The 17,867-nt window shown below is 41.0% G+C and carries 19 protein-coding genes and 1 riboswitch; of the genes, 10 read left to right on the plus strand and 9 right to left on the minus strand.

What is annotated here, in order from left to right:
• Positions 1-21: 21 nt before the first annotated feature.
• Positions 22-750, minus strand: a complete 729-nt coding sequence (locus AC1D7X_RS05655) for an amino acid ABC transporter ATP-binding protein (RefSeq protein ID WP_495456059.1) — start codon at positions 748-750, stop codon at positions 22-24.
• Positions 751-1,149: 399 nt separating this feature from the next.
• Between AC1D7X_RS05655 and AC1D7X_RS05660 the strand changes: the two genes are divergently transcribed.
• Positions 1,150-1,350, plus strand: a complete 201-nt coding sequence (locus AC1D7X_RS05660) for a cold-shock protein (protein ID WP_036651712.1) — start codon at positions 1,150-1,152, stop codon at positions 1,348-1,350.
• Between the two features lie 156 nt (positions 1,351-1,506).
• On the plus strand, positions 1,507-1,737 hold the full coding sequence (locus AC1D7X_RS05665; RefSeq protein ID WP_495455820.1) for a cold-shock protein: 231 nt from the start codon (positions 1,507-1,509) through the stop codon (positions 1,735-1,737).
• A 110-nt stretch (positions 1,738-1,847) separates the two neighbouring features.
• Here the strand turns inward: AC1D7X_RS05665 and AC1D7X_RS05670 are convergent, their stop codons facing one another.
• Complete coding sequence (locus AC1D7X_RS05670; protein ID WP_495474827.1) at positions 1,848-2,552, minus strand: YcnI family copper-binding membrane protein; 705 nt, start codon at positions 2,550-2,552, stop codon at positions 1,848-1,850.
• A 51-nt stretch (positions 2,553-2,603) separates the two neighbouring features.
• Positions 2,604-4,241, minus strand: coding sequence for a copper resistance CopC/CopD family protein (locus tag AC1D7X_RS05675; RefSeq protein WP_495474828.1), 1,638 nt, complete (start codon positions 4,239-4,241; stop codon positions 2,604-2,606).
• A 222-nt stretch (positions 4,242-4,463) separates the two neighbouring features.
• On the opposite strand from AC1D7X_RS05675, the gene AC1D7X_RS05680 reads away from it, so the two are divergent.
• Both AC1D7X_RS05680 and AC1D7X_RS05685 read left to right on the plus strand, forming a co-directional pair.
• The gene (locus tag AC1D7X_RS05680) at positions 4,464-5,831 is read left to right on the plus strand and encodes an MATE family efflux transporter (RefSeq protein WP_495474829.1); all 1,368 of its coding nucleotides are present in this window, start codon (positions 4,464-4,466) and stop codon (positions 5,829-5,831) included.
• 184 nt (positions 5,832-6,015) lie between these two features.
• On the plus strand, positions 6,016-6,186 hold the full coding sequence (locus AC1D7X_RS05685; RefSeq protein WP_495455824.1) for a hypothetical protein: 171 nt from the start codon (positions 6,016-6,018) through the stop codon (positions 6,184-6,186).
• A 64-nt stretch (positions 6,187-6,250) separates the two neighbouring features.
• On the opposite strand, the gene AC1D7X_RS05690 is transcribed toward AC1D7X_RS05685, so the two are convergent.
• A complete protein-coding gene (locus AC1D7X_RS05690; protein ID WP_495474830.1) occupies positions 6,251-8,089 on the minus strand; it encodes a bifunctional diguanylate cyclase/phosphohydrolase in 1,839 nt (612 codons plus the stop codon).
• A gap of 242 nt (positions 8,090-8,331) precedes the next feature.
• Here AC1D7X_RS05690 and AC1D7X_RS05695 point away from each other — a divergent pair, with 242 nt between their 5' ends.
• The 4 genes from AC1D7X_RS05695 (at position 8,332) to nfsA (ending at position 12,368) form a co-directional block, all read left to right on the plus strand.
• The gene (locus AC1D7X_RS05695; RefSeq protein ID WP_495455826.1) at positions 8,332-8,694 is read left to right on the plus strand and encodes a metal-sensitive transcriptional regulator; all 363 of its coding nucleotides are present in this window, start codon (positions 8,332-8,334) and stop codon (positions 8,692-8,694) included.
• Between the two features lie 36 nt (positions 8,695-8,730).
• Positions 8,731-8,931: a copper ion binding protein gene (locus tag AC1D7X_RS05700; RefSeq protein ID WP_495455827.1), complete on the plus strand. Its 201-nt coding sequence runs from the start codon at positions 8,731-8,733 to the stop codon at positions 8,929-8,931.
• A 178-nt stretch (positions 8,932-9,109) separates the two neighbouring features.
• The gene (locus tag AC1D7X_RS05705) at positions 9,110-11,548 is read left to right on the plus strand and encodes a heavy metal translocating P-type ATPase (protein WP_495455828.1); all 2,439 of its coding nucleotides are present in this window, start codon (positions 9,110-9,112) and stop codon (positions 11,546-11,548) included.
• A gap of 64 nt (positions 11,549-11,612) precedes the next feature.
• Positions 11,613-12,368: an oxygen-insensitive NADPH nitroreductase gene (gene nfsA / locus AC1D7X_RS05710; RefSeq protein WP_495455829.1), complete on the plus strand. Its 756-nt coding sequence runs from the start codon at positions 11,613-11,615 to the stop codon at positions 12,366-12,368.
• Between the two features lie 11 nt (positions 12,369-12,379).
• Here the strand turns inward: nfsA and AC1D7X_RS05715 are convergent, their stop codons facing one another.
• The gene (locus tag AC1D7X_RS05715; RefSeq protein ID WP_495455830.1) at positions 12,380-13,177 is read right to left on the minus strand and encodes a TatD family hydrolase; all 798 of its coding nucleotides are present in this window, start codon (positions 13,175-13,177) and stop codon (positions 12,380-12,382) included.
• Positions 13,178-13,260: 83 nt separating this feature from the next.
• Between AC1D7X_RS05715 and AC1D7X_RS05720 the strand changes: the two genes are divergently transcribed.
• Complete coding sequence (locus AC1D7X_RS05720; protein WP_495455831.1) at positions 13,261-13,860, plus strand: TVP38/TMEM64 family protein; 600 nt, start codon at positions 13,261-13,263, stop codon at positions 13,858-13,860.
• A gap of 20 nt (positions 13,861-13,880) precedes the next feature.
• Here the strand turns inward: AC1D7X_RS05720 and AC1D7X_RS05725 are convergent, their stop codons facing one another.
• From AC1D7X_RS05725 to AC1D7X_RS05740, 4 genes are read right to left on the minus strand one after another with little or no spacing between them, the layout of a single operon-like run.
• Positions 13,881-14,720 carry an ABC transporter ATP-binding protein gene (locus AC1D7X_RS05725; RefSeq protein WP_495456060.1) on the minus strand — a complete coding sequence of 280 codons (840 nt, stop codon included), beginning with the start codon at positions 14,718-14,720 and terminating at the stop codon, positions 13,881-13,883.
• A 33-nt stretch (positions 14,721-14,753) separates the two neighbouring features.
• The gene (locus AC1D7X_RS05730; protein ID WP_495455832.1) at positions 14,754-15,515 is read right to left on the minus strand and encodes an ABC transporter permease; all 762 of its coding nucleotides are present in this window, start codon (positions 15,513-15,515) and stop codon (positions 14,754-14,756) included.
• A complete protein-coding gene (locus tag AC1D7X_RS05735) occupies positions 15,512-15,805 on the minus strand; it encodes a thiamine-binding protein (protein ID WP_495455833.1) in 294 nt (97 codons plus the stop codon). The genes AC1D7X_RS05730 and AC1D7X_RS05735 overlap by 4 nt, the downstream gene beginning before the upstream one ends.
• Before the next feature lie 53 nt (positions 15,806-15,858).
• Complete coding sequence (locus AC1D7X_RS05740; protein WP_495455834.1) at positions 15,859-16,908, minus strand: ABC transporter substrate-binding protein; 1,050 nt, start codon at positions 16,906-16,908, stop codon at positions 15,859-15,861.
• Positions 16,909-17,015: 107 nt separating this feature from the next.
• Positions 17,016-17,127, minus strand: a riboswitch (TPP riboswitch).
• Between the two features lie 176 nt (positions 17,128-17,303).
• Between AC1D7X_RS05740 and AC1D7X_RS05745 the strand changes: the two genes are divergently transcribed.
• Positions 17,304-17,720 (plus strand): pyridoxamine 5'-phosphate oxidase family protein, encoded by a 417-nt coding sequence (locus AC1D7X_RS05745; protein ID WP_495455835.1) that lies wholly within the window; start codon positions 17,304-17,306, stop codon positions 17,718-17,720.
• Positions 17,721-17,867: the final 147 nt, after the last annotated feature.

Below are 17,867 nucleotides of genomic sequence, written 5' to 3' on the forward strand. Positions count from 1 at the left end.
CCCTTTCATTTCTATAGAATATTAATGATTGATCAGACGACTTAGAAAAGTACGCGCGCGTTCTTCACGTGGGTTAGAGAAGAACTCTGATGATGTTGCAATCTCTAGAATCTGACCTTCATCCATGAATACAACGACATCTGCAACTTCGCGTGCGAATCCCATTTCATGTGTAACAATAACCATGGTCATGCCCTTATGAGCTAGAGAACGCATGACATCGAGTACTTCACCAATCATTTCAGGGTCGAGAGCGGAGGTAGGTTCATCAAATAACATGATCTTAGGATTCATCGCGAGTCCGCGAGCAATAGCCACACGTTGTTGTTGTCCGCCAGAGAGTTGGGAGGGAAAGCTGTCTGCCTTATCTTCGATACCAACTCGAGTTAGATAGGACATGGCTGTTTTCTTAGCATCTTCTTTAGTAAGCCGTTGAACTTTCATAGGAGCGAGAATAATATTATCGATTACTCTCTTATGGGGATAAAGATTGAAATGTTGAAACACGATACCGATATCACGACGGAAATAATTAATATCAATTTTCTTGTCGTGTAGAGGAACCTCATTGACGACCAATTCACCATCTGATATCGTCTCAAGTCGATTAATACATCGAAGTAGGGTGCTTTTTCCTGAACCGGATGGACCGATGATGACCACAACTTCGCCTTCTTTGATCTGGAGGTCAATGTTCTTAAGTACGTGAAAAGGCCCGAAGTACTTATTTACCTTTTTGAATTCAATCAGTGTTAAGCCCCCTCGCCAATTAGAATTGAAATAAAAGTAGGATAAGCGTGTATTTTCATATTATATGAGGAAGGAAATAATACCATGCCACATTGTTATAAATCAGAATAAAGTGGGTATAATATATAGAGTGAGAGTGAATGCCTCGTTAGTCGCATGCCATTTTTATGCAATATCGAAAAAAAATACCTTGAATTTAGCAAATGCTTTTAGCACAGCCTTGCGTTTAGTATATCCGTGTGGTACACTTATCTCAGTTAGAAAATATTGATGACTTTCACTTATTGAAAAGTTGATTCAACCATAGGTCATTGGAACACTTTTCAATGTGTGAAACTTTTTTATATGTAAGTGTAAAAAAAGATCAGCATTAAATTATATTTTTTGGAGGAATTACAAATGCAAACAGGTACAGTAAAATGGTTTAACGCAGACAAAGGTTTCGGTTTCATCGAAGTTGAAGGTGGAAGCGACGTTTTCGTTCACTTCTCCGCTATCACTGGCGACGGATTCAAAACTTTGGACGAAGGCCAACGCGTACAGTTCAACGTAGTTGAAGGAAACCGTGGACCACAAGCAGAAAACGTAGTAAAACTTTAATTAACACAAGACTGCCCTTAACGTCTGTTAAGGGCAGTTTTTTCTATACTATAAGTTTAGAACGTAAAGGTATGATCTATCTTGCGGATGCCGCTTTTCTAGGTTGGGTATCCGTCTATACTTGTTGGTTTTTAAAGTCTTTTAAGGAGGTTGAGTATGAACTATCGCAAAAAATCGTTAGAGGAAATTCCAGAGGAAAATACTTCGATTTGGTCCTGTACGGATGAGGGCTGTAAGGGATGGATGCGTGATAACTTCGCGTTTGAACATGAACCGACTTGTCGGTTATGCAATGCCCCTATGGTTCGTGCTACCAAGATGCTTCCTATACTTAACAATTCCAATGGTGACTTGAAGGCAATCAAGAAGGGCGTTCAAATTGACTAAGTAATACGTCTAGGGAGACTTCATTAGTGAATGTGACCCTTCTGATATGTAAAGAAAGAGACCGTAATCTTTAAGATTACGGTCTCTTTCTTTTGCGTAATAAGGATGAACTAGAGTTTTCTTCGATTATTTAGGGCTATGATGAGTGCAATTACAGAAAGGATTAAAGCTACAATAGATATGATCATAGTGACAATATTTAAGGTTGGGGAAGTTTCGCTTGATTCGGAATGACCCGATGTATTAGTTGGCTGATTCTCTACAGATGGTGTACCTGTTGAAGTGTCATGATCCCCATGTGCTTCATTATTCACAGCTCCACCTTCAGAGGGTAATGGTGCGGGTGCAGTGGTAATCTGGGTAATAGAATGAGGGGTTGCGGAGTCCTCGGCTCCCGTCCATTCTACAATGCTTCCATCATTATAGTATTGGTAAGCGTCCCAAGCTAAAGATGCATCTTCTTTGGGATTCTGGACTACGAAGTTAAATATTTGGAATTCTCCAGCAGAGATTCCTTCCCCTACCGCCGTCCACGTAATAGAGCTGACTTTATCTGAACTATCTTTCTCTGTACTGACCTGCCAATCAGGTACAGGTTGATATTGCTTGAAGTCTACAACATCCGGGATTTTTAAAGAAACTTTCGTGGTGGGAATGTCTTTTTCAACCGGTACTTTAATCGTATATGTCTCCCAAGCTCCCGGAGTAGATGTGGATGGATTGACGGATACATGAGCACTTGCGATGCCGGAGAAGAGTAATAAGCTTGTAGCGGCTGACATGAATAGGATGGTTAATTTGGACTTTTTAAACAAAGTAATACCTCTTTTCAATGGTGATTTGTATTTTCTTTTGCTAAGCGATGGTTACTTGGTTCCCACCCTGATCTTAAATTCCGTATCCCAACTATCAAGTGTAGAAGTTAAGATATGGACTTGAACATTCCACTGTCCAGCCATGCTGATGAGATCTTCGGCTATAAAGTTGGAATCTGCTTGATGTGGAATAAGGATTTCGTATGGGTTCATGTCCATATCTAAGTTAATTAGAGTAAGTTTAATTTGGTCAATATTAGTAATGTCATAGCCACTAGGATCTTGTACATGGATTTCAAATTGATTATTACCGATTACATTTGGGCTAATTTGTAGTGAAATGGTGTTCCCGTTCTCTAAAGTTTGACTAAGGTCAACGGGACCTGGCGATGACATGGCTGTTGGTATATTGGTAAGGATTGCAGCAAGGACAAGGGTAACCACACCGATACTTAATTCAATCCATACACTCTTACCCAGTAGTTTGTTGCGTCTTCCGCGTAAGGTGTTGTTGGCAGCGAAACCTAGCATGATGAGTACAAGACCACATTTAGTCAGTAGTATTTGCCCATATAACGTATTAAATAAGGAATACATTGTGGGTACATACTTCAGACTGGCATACGTCCCACTAAGTATAAGAATGGCCACAAGGCCGGTTCCCCAGATGGAGAACGTACGAATGACACCAAAGATAGTCCTCTTTCGATCCTCTGGTTCAGAAGGGAGTGAGGCTTCACCTGGAAGAATAGCAGCTATTACAAGTAATGAACCGATCCAGATACATATAGCAGTTAGGTGAAGAAAGTTCATCGTTATAGATAATACTTCGGATTCAGAAGCAGCTGCATGACCAATGAATGACTTCGTTAAGAGAATGCCAAGACCTAGGATTAATGAGATATAGTAATAGATATTTCCAGCATAGCTCTGTTTCTTTGAAGTACGATTAGCTATATACAAGAAGCCACCTAGTACAATCACTATAATGAACTGAATTAACCATATCGTACCAAAGTTTGTATTCATCAATGGAGAGAACCATGGTGTTGACCCTAACTTAGTCCAAGGTAAACGTGCATCAATGGTAGCCTGTAATGGTAGGCTTAGGATAATGCTTGTAGCTATACCACCGTAAGATATCCAACATAACGTACGACTACGTGGTGACAAGGGGGATATCCCCTTTTTGCTCGAATCTGGGCGATACATAAAGAGGTAGAAACAGAGAATACCGATAAACAAAGACATGCTTAAGTACAGTAACCATCGGGTAACAATCAGATCTAGTCCAGGTAATCTATCTGAAGAACTAGCAGGCGGTGCGTTAATGGAGCTGCTGGACTGTCCAATTTGAAAAGAAAAACTTCCATCAATCGGATGGCCATCTCCTGAAATGATGTACCATGAAATAGTGTAGAGCCCATCGGGTAGATTAGGTCTGACGCTACCTTCAAGTGTCTTCGGTTGTTGATCAGGTATATAGCTGTCATCTAGATCCACTCGTTCTCCTGAAGCATTCATGACCTGAATCGAATGGAAAGCAGGCTGAATGGTCTCATTGAACTGAAGGGTAATCTTTGTTGGAGATTGTGTAAGGATATCGTTCGCAGAGGGCGTAGACTGCTGAAGATATGCATGTGCATAACTAAATGAAGGAAATAACATACATACCAATGTTAATGCCAAACCAAGTCCCCATACTCTTTTATAAAAGTGCACTGTTTTCACCTACTCGCTTGATGTATAGATCTATTCTATCGTGCTGTTCATGGAATTGTAATGACTCTAATGGGCTATACAGGTGAAATAAGTTGTTGTAGGTCCCTGTAATGAATGTTATTATAGGCGGCGAACGTCTAAGCTGTGGTTAGAGAAATTCGTTCAATTGACATTTAGGAGTAGAGATATTTGACATCTTTAAGATCGAAGGACACCTATTCTCTGTACAACTTAGCATGGCCAATTATGCTGGAAATGTCTCTGCAATTTATGATTGGGACTGTCGATACAATCATGGTTAGTAAGATATCAGATGAGGCAGTGGCGGCTGTGGGGATATGTAATCAATTTTTTGCGGCTTTGTTTGTATTATTTACGATGATTAGCGGTGGGGCGGGGATATTAGTAGCTCAGAAACTTGGAGCAGGTAATGAACTAGAAGCACGTAAAGCGGCATCTCTAGCGTTCTCCTTTAATGTAGTTATTGGGGTTGGAGTCAGCATCGGACTTCACTTCTATACGGACGCCATACTCACTTTAATGCATGTGCCGATGGAGATCCGTCCTTTGGCTCAACAGTATCTTCAGATTGTGGGTAGTGGTGCAATAATGATGGCGCTTCTTCAGGCGTGTAGTACGATTATCAGGAATACGGGGAATACAAAAGCTACGATGATGATTGCTATAGGCATGAACTTCATTCATATTTTGTTTAATTACATATTTATTTTTGGGAAGCTTGGTTTCCCGGAAATGGGCATGGTAGGAGTAAGTATCTCAACCGTTCTAAGCAGATCGATTGCTACAGCAGTGCTATTCGTAATTCTGCTTAATAGCTTTAGTTCAAGACTGACCTTTGGAGAGTTTGTGAGATGGAATAAGAAAATCGTTAAGGAAATCGCAAAGATTGGTATTCCGCTTTCGCTAAGTGGTGGATCCTATTCGATTACGCAGTTAGTGATCGTATCACTTATTGGGACTATGGGTGCCGTAGAATTAGCAACGCGTTCCTATATGACGACCGTGGAATCCTTTGCCTTTCTACTTGGGATGTCGGTTGCGATGGCAGTGCAGATTCGTACAGCACATTTATATGGATCTGGGAAACGCATGGATGCATACTCAGGTGCATGGAAGGCTCTGAAGTGGGGGGTTATCCTTGTAGAAGTAAACACAATTATTCTCGTTATATTTGGTAAATATATATTGAATTGGTTTACAAGCGATGAATCAATTATAGCTATGGGAGTCTTCCTATTGCTCGTAAATATCGTTCTTCAACCCGGTAAAATGATTAATATGACAATGGGTAATGCTCTGAATGCGATTGGACAGACGAAGTATGTTATGACGACTAGTATTATTTCGATGTGGATTGTGTCGGTAGGATTAGCGTACCTATTAGGAATTGTGCTGGATATGGGACTGTTTGGTGTGTATATTGCCATGATTGTAGATGAATATCTGCGTGGAGTTCTTGTTTCCTTAAGATGGCGAAAATGGAGGGGACATATGAAGGATGTCCAATTGCAAAGTGCAGATGGCGTAGTTATGTAAGGAAGATGGAGCATGAGGGAGGATATCTATGACTCAGTTTGGTCAGGGACTCTCTTCCTTGCTGACCCTGATTTTCAAGTAATGAATCATTTTCAGTAAGTTTTCACTATCCTTGAATGTTCTTTATAATAAAGGGAGAACTTTTAACTGCAAGTTCAAAAACAAGTCTGGAGTGATTTAGTTAATGAACCATGCTATGTTGGAACGTCGAAGTGAAATATTGAAGAAGAATATTCACCAATTGCTCATTCGGGATAACCAGTTCGGTATTAGTAATCAGCAAAATATGTTAATGCAACATATGATTAAAGAGCTTCACCAAACTTCTCATGAAATGAATTCAGAAAAAGCTTGAGATAACAACTGATTACACATTACAATAATAATAACCCGTTGCTCGGAGCTATCCGTACAACGGGTTATTTATTATTTATGAGAGTGAAATCGTTCTTACTTTCAATGTAACCGATGAATAGCTCCGTCAGAACAGGATCGAATTGAGAACCAGCACACATACGAAGTTCTGAGATAGCTTCTGGTATGGTCTTCGTTCTTTGGTATGGTCTTTCGGATGTCATCGCATCAAAGGAATCTATAATGGTTAACATACGGCATAACCAAGGAATCTCCTCATTTTTAAACCCGTGGGGGTAACCTTTACCATCGTAATGCTCATGGTGAAGGTCTGCAAATGGGGCTAAATCTTTGAATTTCTCTTGGCTTAATATGATTTCTTTCCCCCAAGTGACATGGCTTTTAATTTGGTTCCATTCATTTGAAGTGAGTTTCTCCGCTCTGTGAAGCAATTCGCGAGGAATTTCTATTTTGCCAATATCATGAATGAGGGCACCTAATACAAATTTTCTATAAAGGGTGGAATCAAGCTGTAGAATGTCACTCATATCGATGGCATATTGGAACACACGCTTAGAATGAGTATACGTTGTAATATCTTTGTACATAAAAAGACTCAGCTGCTGTTCGATATCTCGTACATCTTGAGAAATATCGATTTCAGTTTTCATTTTCGGTATATTACCATGGATGTGGATGCTGTTCTTACCTTGATTCTTTGCATAGACTAGAGCTTGTACAGCTCGATCAACGAGATCAGATTTATGATGTATATCCATGTGGACAGAGGCGATACCCGCAGAGAAAGAGAGACAATGATGAGGGAGTAACTCAACACCTTCGATATAAATATCGTTTAACTTTTTACGAAGACTGTTGATAAAGAGGAAGGCTCGATGTGAATCATAACCTGGCAAAAGAATGGTGAATTCCTCACCTCCATAACGAGAAGCTATAGCGGAGACGGCGTTACATTCTTTTTTCAGATATTGTCCAACAAAAGCGAGTAACTTATCGCCAATAAGATGCCCGTAATGATTGTTATATATTTTGAAATCATCGATGTCGATCATGGCGATGGAAAGGATTGTATCATTCTTGATGGAATGGGCTAGTTCCTTCTCGAGACTGTCCTCAAAAAAGCTATGGTTATAAAGCCCTGTGCGTTGATCTTGATGGGTTCGTTCCTCTGTTTGAAGATAGAGATTGAACATTTGAATATATGAACGTGAGAGGAGTATACTTAGACCAGTAAATAATAATAGTCCTATAATGCCGTTATGGACAACCAGTACGGTAAGGACGACAGATAGAATCATCGTGCAAGCATATACTTTTAACGATTCTTTAAACAGACTCTTGAGGGTGATCCGAAGATGGATTCCGCGTTGCAGATAATAGTACATACCAATACTCAAAGTGTTTACCGTGAAGTAGATCGTTAGTGAGAGTGCATAAGCAAATAAATGTCGGTTCTCAAAAGCTCCAGTGGTCCCGCCTGCCCAGTAATATACGGACGAAGAACAGATGAGCGTAATAGCGTATATCGAGAAATTAATTAGATGTTTCTTAAGCGTTAATTCTCGTTCGCAGATTGCAAAGAATAATGTATTAACAAGTAACACGGATAAAGCAAATGAAATGTCATACATAAATACACATGCCAAATATACTGCTGAATCCATGGACTGTTTGCTTCCTGTGGGTGGTAATTGAAAAGTGAAGAAATCAAGAACAAAGGTTGTACCCACCATAGATAGTAATAAGACCCAAGTAGATATGGAGTGCTGGAAAGGTGTTGGTCTGTAGGTTGTAATGAATAGATAAATGCTAGCGAGGAATAGTAAACAGGTAAAGATCTGACTCCATGTCATACCTTTAATCCATAAGCGAGGGGTAAACATGGTTAACCTTCTTCCTAATTAAGGTGTCATAATCTTGCAAATGAAATATGACCATAATATATAAATTCGGCAATTAATTGGTAATTCCTGCTATCATAAATGATATTTATGAAAATAATCATCATGGAAGAAAAAAGTGATCGGGCAATCTTATTATACCTATTGAATACCCAAGGGGGGTATGGTATTGTTAAGGGGTAGAAGAAATACAGATATTTTCGAAAGAAGTAGGAGGAAAGCCTATGGAAGATCACAAGTCAGACCGCCTTATAGAAGGACTGAAAACTTCTGAGGCAGGACCTGATGTATGTCATACGGATTCAAATACACGAAAAAGTCATCACTCTGAACAGACAAAGAGTAAGTTGGTCGCGCGATTGAATCGTATTGAAGGTCAGATCCGAGGCGTTAAAGGGATGATCGAGAAAGATATATATTGCGACGACGTGTTAAATCAGATCGCAGCAATTCAGTCAGCTATGAATGGTGTAGGGAAATTGTTGTTAGAAGGACATATGAGAAGTTGTGTAGTGGAACGCATTGAAGCAGGAGATCATGAAGTTATTGATGAATTATTAGTTACCGTGAACAAATTAATGAGATAAAGTCAAAATAAGCTTAACCAATAGGAGGAATATAACATGCAACATGTAACATTAAACGTAGAAGGTATGTCTTGTAATCATTGTTTGAACGCTGTCGAAGGTGCAGTTAAGAGTGTAGGAGCAACAGGCAAGGTAGATCTGCCAACAAAGAAGGTTACCGTTGATTTCGATGAGAACAAGGTTAGTCTAGAAGCAATTAAACAAGCTATTGTTGATCAAGGTTACGACATCGTATAAAAGGATTTCATATTTTTAAATAACGGAATGAAAAGCTATGGTTCACAAGAGCTTCTGTCAGAACGTTAAATGAGGAGCGGGGCAGGGGATAGGTCATTTCCACGCCTCGCATTTTTTTGAAGTAATCGATACCCTACCTGGGTATAGAAAATGATGAATAAACGAAAGGGAGGTGACCATGTTGTCATCTAATACCTCTGGAGAACAGCAAACAACGTTACAGATTACCGGTATGACGTGCTCTGCATGTGCTACACGGATTGAAAAGGGACTATCACGGTTGGAAGGTGTAACCAAGGCCAATGTTAATCTTGCCTTGGAGCAGGCATCTGTTACCTATGACCCAATGCAGATGAATGTGGATACAATTGAACAAAAGATTACATCTCTTGGTTACGGGACAGTGAAACAATCCATGGACTTTGAGATTACAGGAATGACATGTGCCGCTTGTTCTACACGCATTGAAAAAGGGTTAAATAGGTTAGAGGGAATTTCTCATGCAAATGTAAATCTTGCTCTGGAGACAGCTCATGTGGAATATTCTCCAATGCACACGAATGTAAAGGAGATTATTCGAAAAGTAGAGCAACTTGGCTATAAAGCTATACCGAAGCAGGAAGCACAAGATACAGCTGATCTTCGAAAACGAGAAATTGATCGAAAAAAATGGATGTGGGTGATCTCCGCTATTCTTTCTCTGCCCCTTCTATGGGCGATGGTAGGACACTTCTCCTTTACCTCGTGGATTCCTGTTCCAGTTTTGTTTATGAACCCATGGTTTCAACTGATCTTAGCGACGCCAGTACAGTTTATTATTGGGGGACAATTCTACGTTGGAGCCTATAAAGCATTGCGTAATGGTAGCGCCAATATGGATGTGCTGGTCGCGTTAGGAACATCAGCAGCGTATTTTTACAGTGTATATCTCACGATTCAGTCTCTGGGTATGGGTAATATGGAACATACGGTTGAGATGTACTACGAGACAAGTAGCGTATTGATCACATTAATCCTTGTGGGTAAATGGTTTGAGGCTCTGGCAAAAGGGCGTTCGTCAGAAGCTATCAAAAGTTTAATGGGACTACAAGCCAAAACTGCACTTGTCGTGCGTAATGGAGAAGAAGTTAGTATCCCGATGGAAGAGGTCATCGTTGGGGAGATCATTATTGTCAAACCAGGGGAGAAGATCCCTGTGGACGGCCGAGTTCTTGAAGGAATATCTTCTGTAGATGAGTCCATGTTGACAGGGGAGAGTATTCCCATTGAGAAACATGAGGGCGATAAGGTTATTGGGGCAACTCTGAACAAGAATGGTGTTCTTCGTATCGAAGCGACGAAGATTGGTAAAGATACAACATTAGCACAGATTATACAAGTGGTAGAAGCTGCACAAGGATCCAAAGCACCCATTCAACGAATTGCAGATGTGATCTCAGGGATCTTTGTTCCTGTCGTAGTAGGGATTGCTCTCATCACATTCTTAGTATGGTATTTTGGAATAGAACAGGGGCAATTTGCTAGTGCATTGGAAAAAGCTATTGCTGTACTCGTTATTGCGTGTCCTTGTGCACTTGGTCTTGCGACACCTACGTCTATTATGGCAGGGTCAGGTCGTGCCGCTGAATTCGGAATTCTGTTCAAAGGCGGAGAACATTTAGAATCGGCACAGCGAATAGGTGTTGTAGTCTTAGATAAGACAGGTACAGTGACGAACGGTAAGCCAGTATTGACCGATGTTCTTCCGATTGCGCCAATGACGGAAAGTTCATTGTTGCGAATGACAGCTGCTGTTGAGAAGCACTCCGAGCATCCACTAGCAGATGCTATTGTGAGTGAGGCGATTGATCGAAGTAAGGGATTACCCCTTCCTGTTGCGAAACAGTTCGAGAATATACCAGGTTATGGTGTAACAGCTTGGGTAGATGGTAGAAAAATGCTGGTGGGTACACGAAAGCTGATGTCTGAGAATGGACTTGATATTGGTACAGCCCATGAGGACATGAATCAACTTGAGGAATCCGGTAAAACGGCTATGCTTGTTGCTGTTGATGGAAAATATGCAGGAATTGTGGCTGTTGCAGATACCATTAAGGAAACATCTAAAGAAGCCGTTAATCGTTTGATAAATATGGGCATTGACGTCGTTATGATTACAGGAGATAACGAACGCACAGCTAAAGCGATTGCTAAGCAGGCGGGGATCACTACAGTGTTAGCTGAAGTTCTTCCTGAAGGTAAAGCGGAAGAAGTGAAGAAGTTACAGCAATCTGGAAAAGTCATTGCTATGGTAGGTGATGGCATTAATGATGCACCTGCTTTAGCCACTGCAGATATCGGTATGGCGGTTGGAACTGGAACAGATGTTGCTATGGAAGCAGCCGACGTTACTTTGATGAGAGGCGATCTGAACGCTGTTGCGGACGCTGTTATGATGAGTCGAAGAACGATGAGTAACATCAAACAGAATCTATTCTGGGCGCTAGCATACAACGCTATAGGTATTCCAATAGCTGCTTCAGGTTTCTTAGCTCCTTGGGTTGCCGGGGCAGCGATGGCTTTCAGTTCTGTTTCCGTTGTGCTAAACGCCTTACGTCTACAACGGGTGAAGCTATGAGTTTCTTCGAATACTAATCAAAAAATCTAACGAGATATCCAAAAAGATTAGGAGTGGTAGTGCTATGAACAATACAACAAACGAAACCATTTCACTATTAATGAATCATCGATCTGTCCGCTCTTTTAAAGATACACAAGTTAGCGATGATCAGCTTGCTTCAATTATAGCTGCGGGACAAATGGCTTCAACCTCTAGTAATGTGCAAGCTTACAGTGTTATAGCTATAACGGAACCAGAACTCAGAGGAAAGTTAGCTGTACTCGCCGGAAATCAGGCTTACGTAGAACAATGCTCCGTTTTCCTAGTCTGGTGTGCGGATTTATACCGTCTGCAGCAAGTAACTACACCCCATTTGGGGGATCAGCCTTCCTATGAGGATACGATGGAGAACTTCATCGTTGCGACAACAGATGTAGCTCTAGCAGCTCAGAATACAGCGATAGCTGCGGAATCGTTAGGTCTTGGCATTGTATATATTGGTGGCATTCGCAATCGTATTGCAGAGGTCTCCGAACTCCTTGAGTTACCGGAATTAGTCTATCCCGTATTCGGTATGTGTGTTGGATACCCCGATCAGGAGAACGGTCTAAGACCTCGATTACCAATGGAAGCAGTACTCCACAAGAATAGTTACAATAAGGAACAGAGCGTAGAACAAGCTGGAAAGTACGACGTTACGACGAAACAATATATGCTGGAACGAACAGAGGGAAAGAAAGATAACCCATGGTCAGAGATCATGGCTACTCGCTTATCCCAACCTACTCGTCTTCACATGAAGGAGTTTCTAGATCGCAAAGGATTTATGAAAAAGTAATTCATAAAGGTTCATTTAATTCCATAGAATCTTTGAGTATTGTCGTAGATCAATTCACGAGCTTCCTCTACACTCATATGGTGTATTCTACTCCATTCTTCTATCACATCTGAGATCATGCGGGGATGGGTCATCTGTCCAGTAAAGGGTCCTTCAAAAGGCCATGGACCATCCGTCTCCACCATGATCTGATGTGTAGGATAAATACGGGCTAGCTCTTGAATCTCGGCTTCATATAGAAGATCAGGTGTGAAAGAGATATAATATCCATTACGGGCCATTCTTTCAATGGTATCTGGAGAACCCTTAAACCAATGAAAATGTGCACGTGTTACGTGATATTGTTCAAGTAAGTTACATACGATGTTGGCGTCTTGATACACAGCATGGAGTACGATAGGCTTATTATGGATAGCTGCAAAAGAAATAAACTTCTCCAGTAGGTTAATATAAGGTGTTTGGTCAAATGAAAAATCATTCTCTTCTGCCTCAAGTTGAGAGTAATAGGGTAGTCCTACCTCACCAACAGCAACCATGTCTTGAATATGGAGCTCCATCCAGGAGAATAATTGCTGGGTCTCCTCTTCTGTCGGCAAGGGTTGTTCAGGATGATAACCGAAGGCAGGGTGAACGAGTTTGGGATACAATTGTGACAACGCTAGGTTCGTTTTACTCGATGCAAGGTTCATGGATACAGCAATGACTCCCGTTATGCCTTCGCTGGGCAAATGTTCAATGTGCAACGGTGAGTTATAAGTATCAAGATGGATATGGGCATCAATTAGTGGTATGTTTATGGAATTGTTCATAGGTGACGTTTACTCCTATTCTGGATTCGGTAGAACCTTGTACACTTTTTTAGGAAGTATTGAAATGGAGTCGGTTGGGATATATGACAAATATGATAGACCAAGCCATTGAATGGCTTTTGAATTTTACTGGATTGGAAGGTATTTCAATTCTATTTCTTACGACTTTCTTGGCGATTATTCAAGGTATTCTAGGATTCTTTCCATTTGCAACATTAATAGTACTGCACATTTCCACTTTAGGATTAACGGTTGGATTAATAGCTAGCTGGTTTGTAGCAACCGTAGCTTCCATTGTAGTGTTTACCATTTGTAGATATTTCTTTTACGAATGGTTCAATCGAAGATGGGGTAAAAAATTAGAACGTTATGAGAAATGGCAACATGGCATGGACAAATACGGCGCATGGTCGATTATATTTCTACGAACCTTACCCATTATGCCTAATAATCTAATCTCCTTTATGTCTGCTTTATCTCCAATAAAGAATTCAACATATGCATGGGCATCGATTATAGGTACACTATCACACATTTGGTTGTTTGGTATTATAAGTTCGTCCATCATTATGCCGGATATGAACATCAAGGGACTGACAATATCATATATCTTGTTTTGTATTGCTCTTATTGTCATGTTCGGAGCGAGTCAATATAGAGGTTATCGTAAAAGCCACGGCTAAATGGTATATCATTAGCGTCCTTATTTAGCTTGAACTTGGGTTTTGCGCTGTTCTTCTTTCATCCATTCCGATAGTTCACGTCTTAATCTTAAGAAGGTAGGATCCTCCGTTATCTCCTCTTTACGTGGTCGAGGAAAAGGCACATCAATGACCTCTAATACTGAACCAGGCCGGCTTGAGAACACATAGATCCGATTGGAGAGCAGTAATGCTTCTTCAATATTATGTGTGATTAGTAAGATAGAGCGTCGGTTTTCTTCCCAAATATCGAGTAACCAGCGTTGCATATCACTTCTTGTGAGTGTATCTAGTGCACTGAAAGGCTCGTCTAGGCACATCAATTCCTCAGGACTGAGTAGGGCGCGCAGGAAAGCAGCTCGCTGTTGCATCCCACCGGATAACATATGTGGGTAAGCTTGCTCAAATCCAGATAGACCAACTCTAGTGATCCACTCTCGAGCCTCTGCTCGAGCTTCTCTTTTGGACATTCCCTTCACTTCCTGCGCGAGAATCACATTATCCTCAATAGTCCGCCATGGAAACAGTGCCGGTTGTTGAGGCATGAAGCTTATATGACCTCTCTCACCCGTTACTTGTTGTCCATTCATCCATACTTCCCCTGCATCGGGTTGGACTAATCCACCAACAATTTGGAATAGTGTGCTTTTTCCACACCCAGAAGGTCCCACGATCGAGACAAACTCTCCTTGCTCCACCGTGAGTGAGACCCCATCCAGTACAGGTAGACTTTGGCGTCCCCTTTTAAAACTCTTATGAATATCGGTAACCTTTAATACAGGATATGTCGAGGTAACTTCATGTTGAGAGTTACGTTCTTCTTGCTGTATAAGGGATTTCAACAATAGTAACACGCCCTTTATGATGTCATAGGATTATCTTTGTTGCTGTCGATTCCACCGAACAAGCCATTTCTCAATCAGAGCAATGATGGCAAACATGATAAGACTAAGAATAACAATGATGGAAATCGCAATAAACATACGGTCCGTACGATAACTAGCTTTTTGAAGCATCATATAATAACCAATACCTTTATCCGAACCGATCCATTCAGCAATGACGGCACCCATCACGCTATAGGTAGCTGCAATCTTAATTCCTGAGAAGAGTGAGGGTAGGGCATGAGGAAGCTCTAATTTAATAAAAATTTGTCTCTTACTTGCTCCAATCATGTGCATATAGTTAAGCATCATACGGTCCGTCTGTCTGAGTCCTCCCATCATAGCAACAGCTACCGGAAAGAAACAAACAAGGGTAATGACGATGATTTTAGGCAAAAGACCGAAACCGAACCAGATCATAAGGAGTGGTGCAAGAGCTATGGTAGGTATATTTTGACTGAGAATCAGTAGGGGGTACAAGGCCGATTTAAGAAAAGGAATAAGGTGTAACACAACGGCGATCATAAGGCCTACGGAGGTTCCAATGATGAATCCGACACCTGTTAATTCTACTGTAGCCAAAGTATGTTCCCATAATCCAGATGATTGAGCTGAAGCTTCACGAGTAATATCTATCGGAGAGGGTAGAATCCACTTCTCAATCTCAAAAAGTGAAGTACATAGTTGCCATAACCCTAACAAACAGATGACCGCCACAAGGGGCGGCCAGATTTTGTTCCACCCCAATCTCATGGACGATATTTCTCCGTTAACTTATCCATGCTGATCCCGTTTGGATTGTGGGCGATTTTGATCTGAGAAATAACACTTGGACTCCCTGCTTCAACAAGAGCCTTATGCATGTTCTTTACGATGTCTAGTAACTGACTAAGCTCACCTTCCATGGTGGTCTCAAGGGAATGAACCTCGTGTTTCACACCGGATTGTTGGATAACCTCAATAGCACGATCTACATAAGGAATAGAATCCTCATTTCCAGGGGTCTTCGGAATAACTTGAATACTTAATAGTGTGTTTGCCATAATTCATAATTCACCCTTTCAATATTTAATATGGGATTAACGGTTGATATATATCACTCAGCTAAAAAATCATTAGTATATGCTTGCTTCATATCCATTTGTTTATCAAGAAGCTTATGGCTGAACATCCAATCGGCATAACCTTGCCATACTTCTTCCTTTTGTTCACCCCAACGAGGTGCGTCGTCGGTATAGCGGGGACTAAGCCACTTTTGGCTTGCTAGAACTAAACCTTTATCCAGCTCAGGAACTGATTTACTAAGGATCCCAGCAGCTTCTTCAGGGTTATCAATGGCAAGTTGGTATCCTTTGGCTGTAGCTTTAAGGAAAGCTTTTACTAGCTCAGGGTCGTCTTTGATCTGCTGCTCATTGGTCACAATAACAGGTGTGTAATAGTCTAACTCTGGAGCATAATCCTTCACATATAACATATCGAGCGGCTCTTTACGTAGTTCAGCTTCTATACCGGTCCATGCATAGAATATCCATGCGAAATCGATGTCACGCTTAACTGCCGTAAAGTAATCAGCATCACCCATATTGATACTCTTCACTTTCTTAACATCCGAATTTTCTTTCTCCATGATTGAACTCATGATGGCTTCTTCTACAGGAGAACCCCATCCGCCGTATGATTTACCTTCGAAATCCTTCGGTGATGTAATGTTCCGATCTACAGGTGCAGCGAAGCCTGAGGTATTGTGTTGGATCACTGCCGCAATAGACACGAGAGGTACATCCTGCGTTCTTGCTTGCGTTACGCTCTCTTGGTAGCTAATTCCAAAAGGAACTGCGCCTGATGCAACCATCGTATCGGCACCACCCGATCCTGGTTGGACAATATCTACGTTCAGACCCTCTTCTTCATAGTAGCCTTGATCCTTCGCAACGTAGAGCCCGGTATGATTGGTGTTAGGAGTCCAGTCCAGCACAATCTTTACATCTCTTAATTTCTTAGGTTCTGTTGATGATCCGTCATTAGGTGATTCTGTAGACTGATTACTTGCTTGTGTTGTTGGATCATTCTTGTTACCTCCGCAGCCAGCTATTACGATCAATAGTAGGCACATTAGAAGTAGTGTCAGGGGGTGTTTCTTTCTCATCTGATTTCTCTCCTCTGTTGAGCTTGGTATGTTCCAAGTCCCGTTAGTATTCAACAAAAAAGCGCCCCGTAATCGGGACGCATGTGGGCGCAAGATAGATATGATAGATCACATATCGGGTTACGTTCCTACGCTGGCATTACCCAGATCAGGTATAAGGGTCAGTGTCTTGTGGGACACACTCTCAGCCGGCCAATTCCAGCACCCCTGTACATATGAAGTTAGGGTATTTCTACAAGAATTATAATCCAATACGGTATAAGTGTCCAGTAACCTAGAGAATAAATGGATATTGTGAATTGTGTACATGGTTGCGGTTCTTATGTTTAAAAGGTGGGTACAATAAGCATATGTGAGTCTTTTTCATACAACATGAGGAAAGGGAATGATTTTCTATGGAAAGAACCTTAACTGAGCAGGAAATATCGAAAGCACTAGACCATAATAAGATTTGTTCTCTCGCAACAATAGAAGGCAATAAGCCAAAGCAGAGATATATGGTGTTATATAATGAAGGATTGAGTATTCATTTAGCTACCAACAAAAAAACACATAAAGTTGAAGAGTTGAAGGAAAACCCTTACGTTTCATTGCTTATTGGATATGAGATAGGTGGAAGTAAAGAGGTTATTGAAATAGAGGGAACTTGTACCATCTGCACGGACGAAAGTCTAAAAGAGAAAGTATGGAATGATGATTTGAAAAAGTGGTTTGATGGTCCTGAAGATCCTAATTATGTCATTCTTGATATCTTCCCTAAACATATTTATTACACGGATAAGGATGACAAACAAAGACAATGGTTTGCATAGAGGGGAGAGTCGTGTGGTCTGAGACAAGGTCTCAGGCCATTTTTTGTCGATAGCAAGAGTTCGTGATAACAAATGTATCATCTAATAACAGATTAGCGTGGTATAATTAACTCAACATTTTTCGCCAATATATGTAAGGAGGAAATT

Source organism: Paenibacillus sp. Y568 (assembly GCF_059445545.1).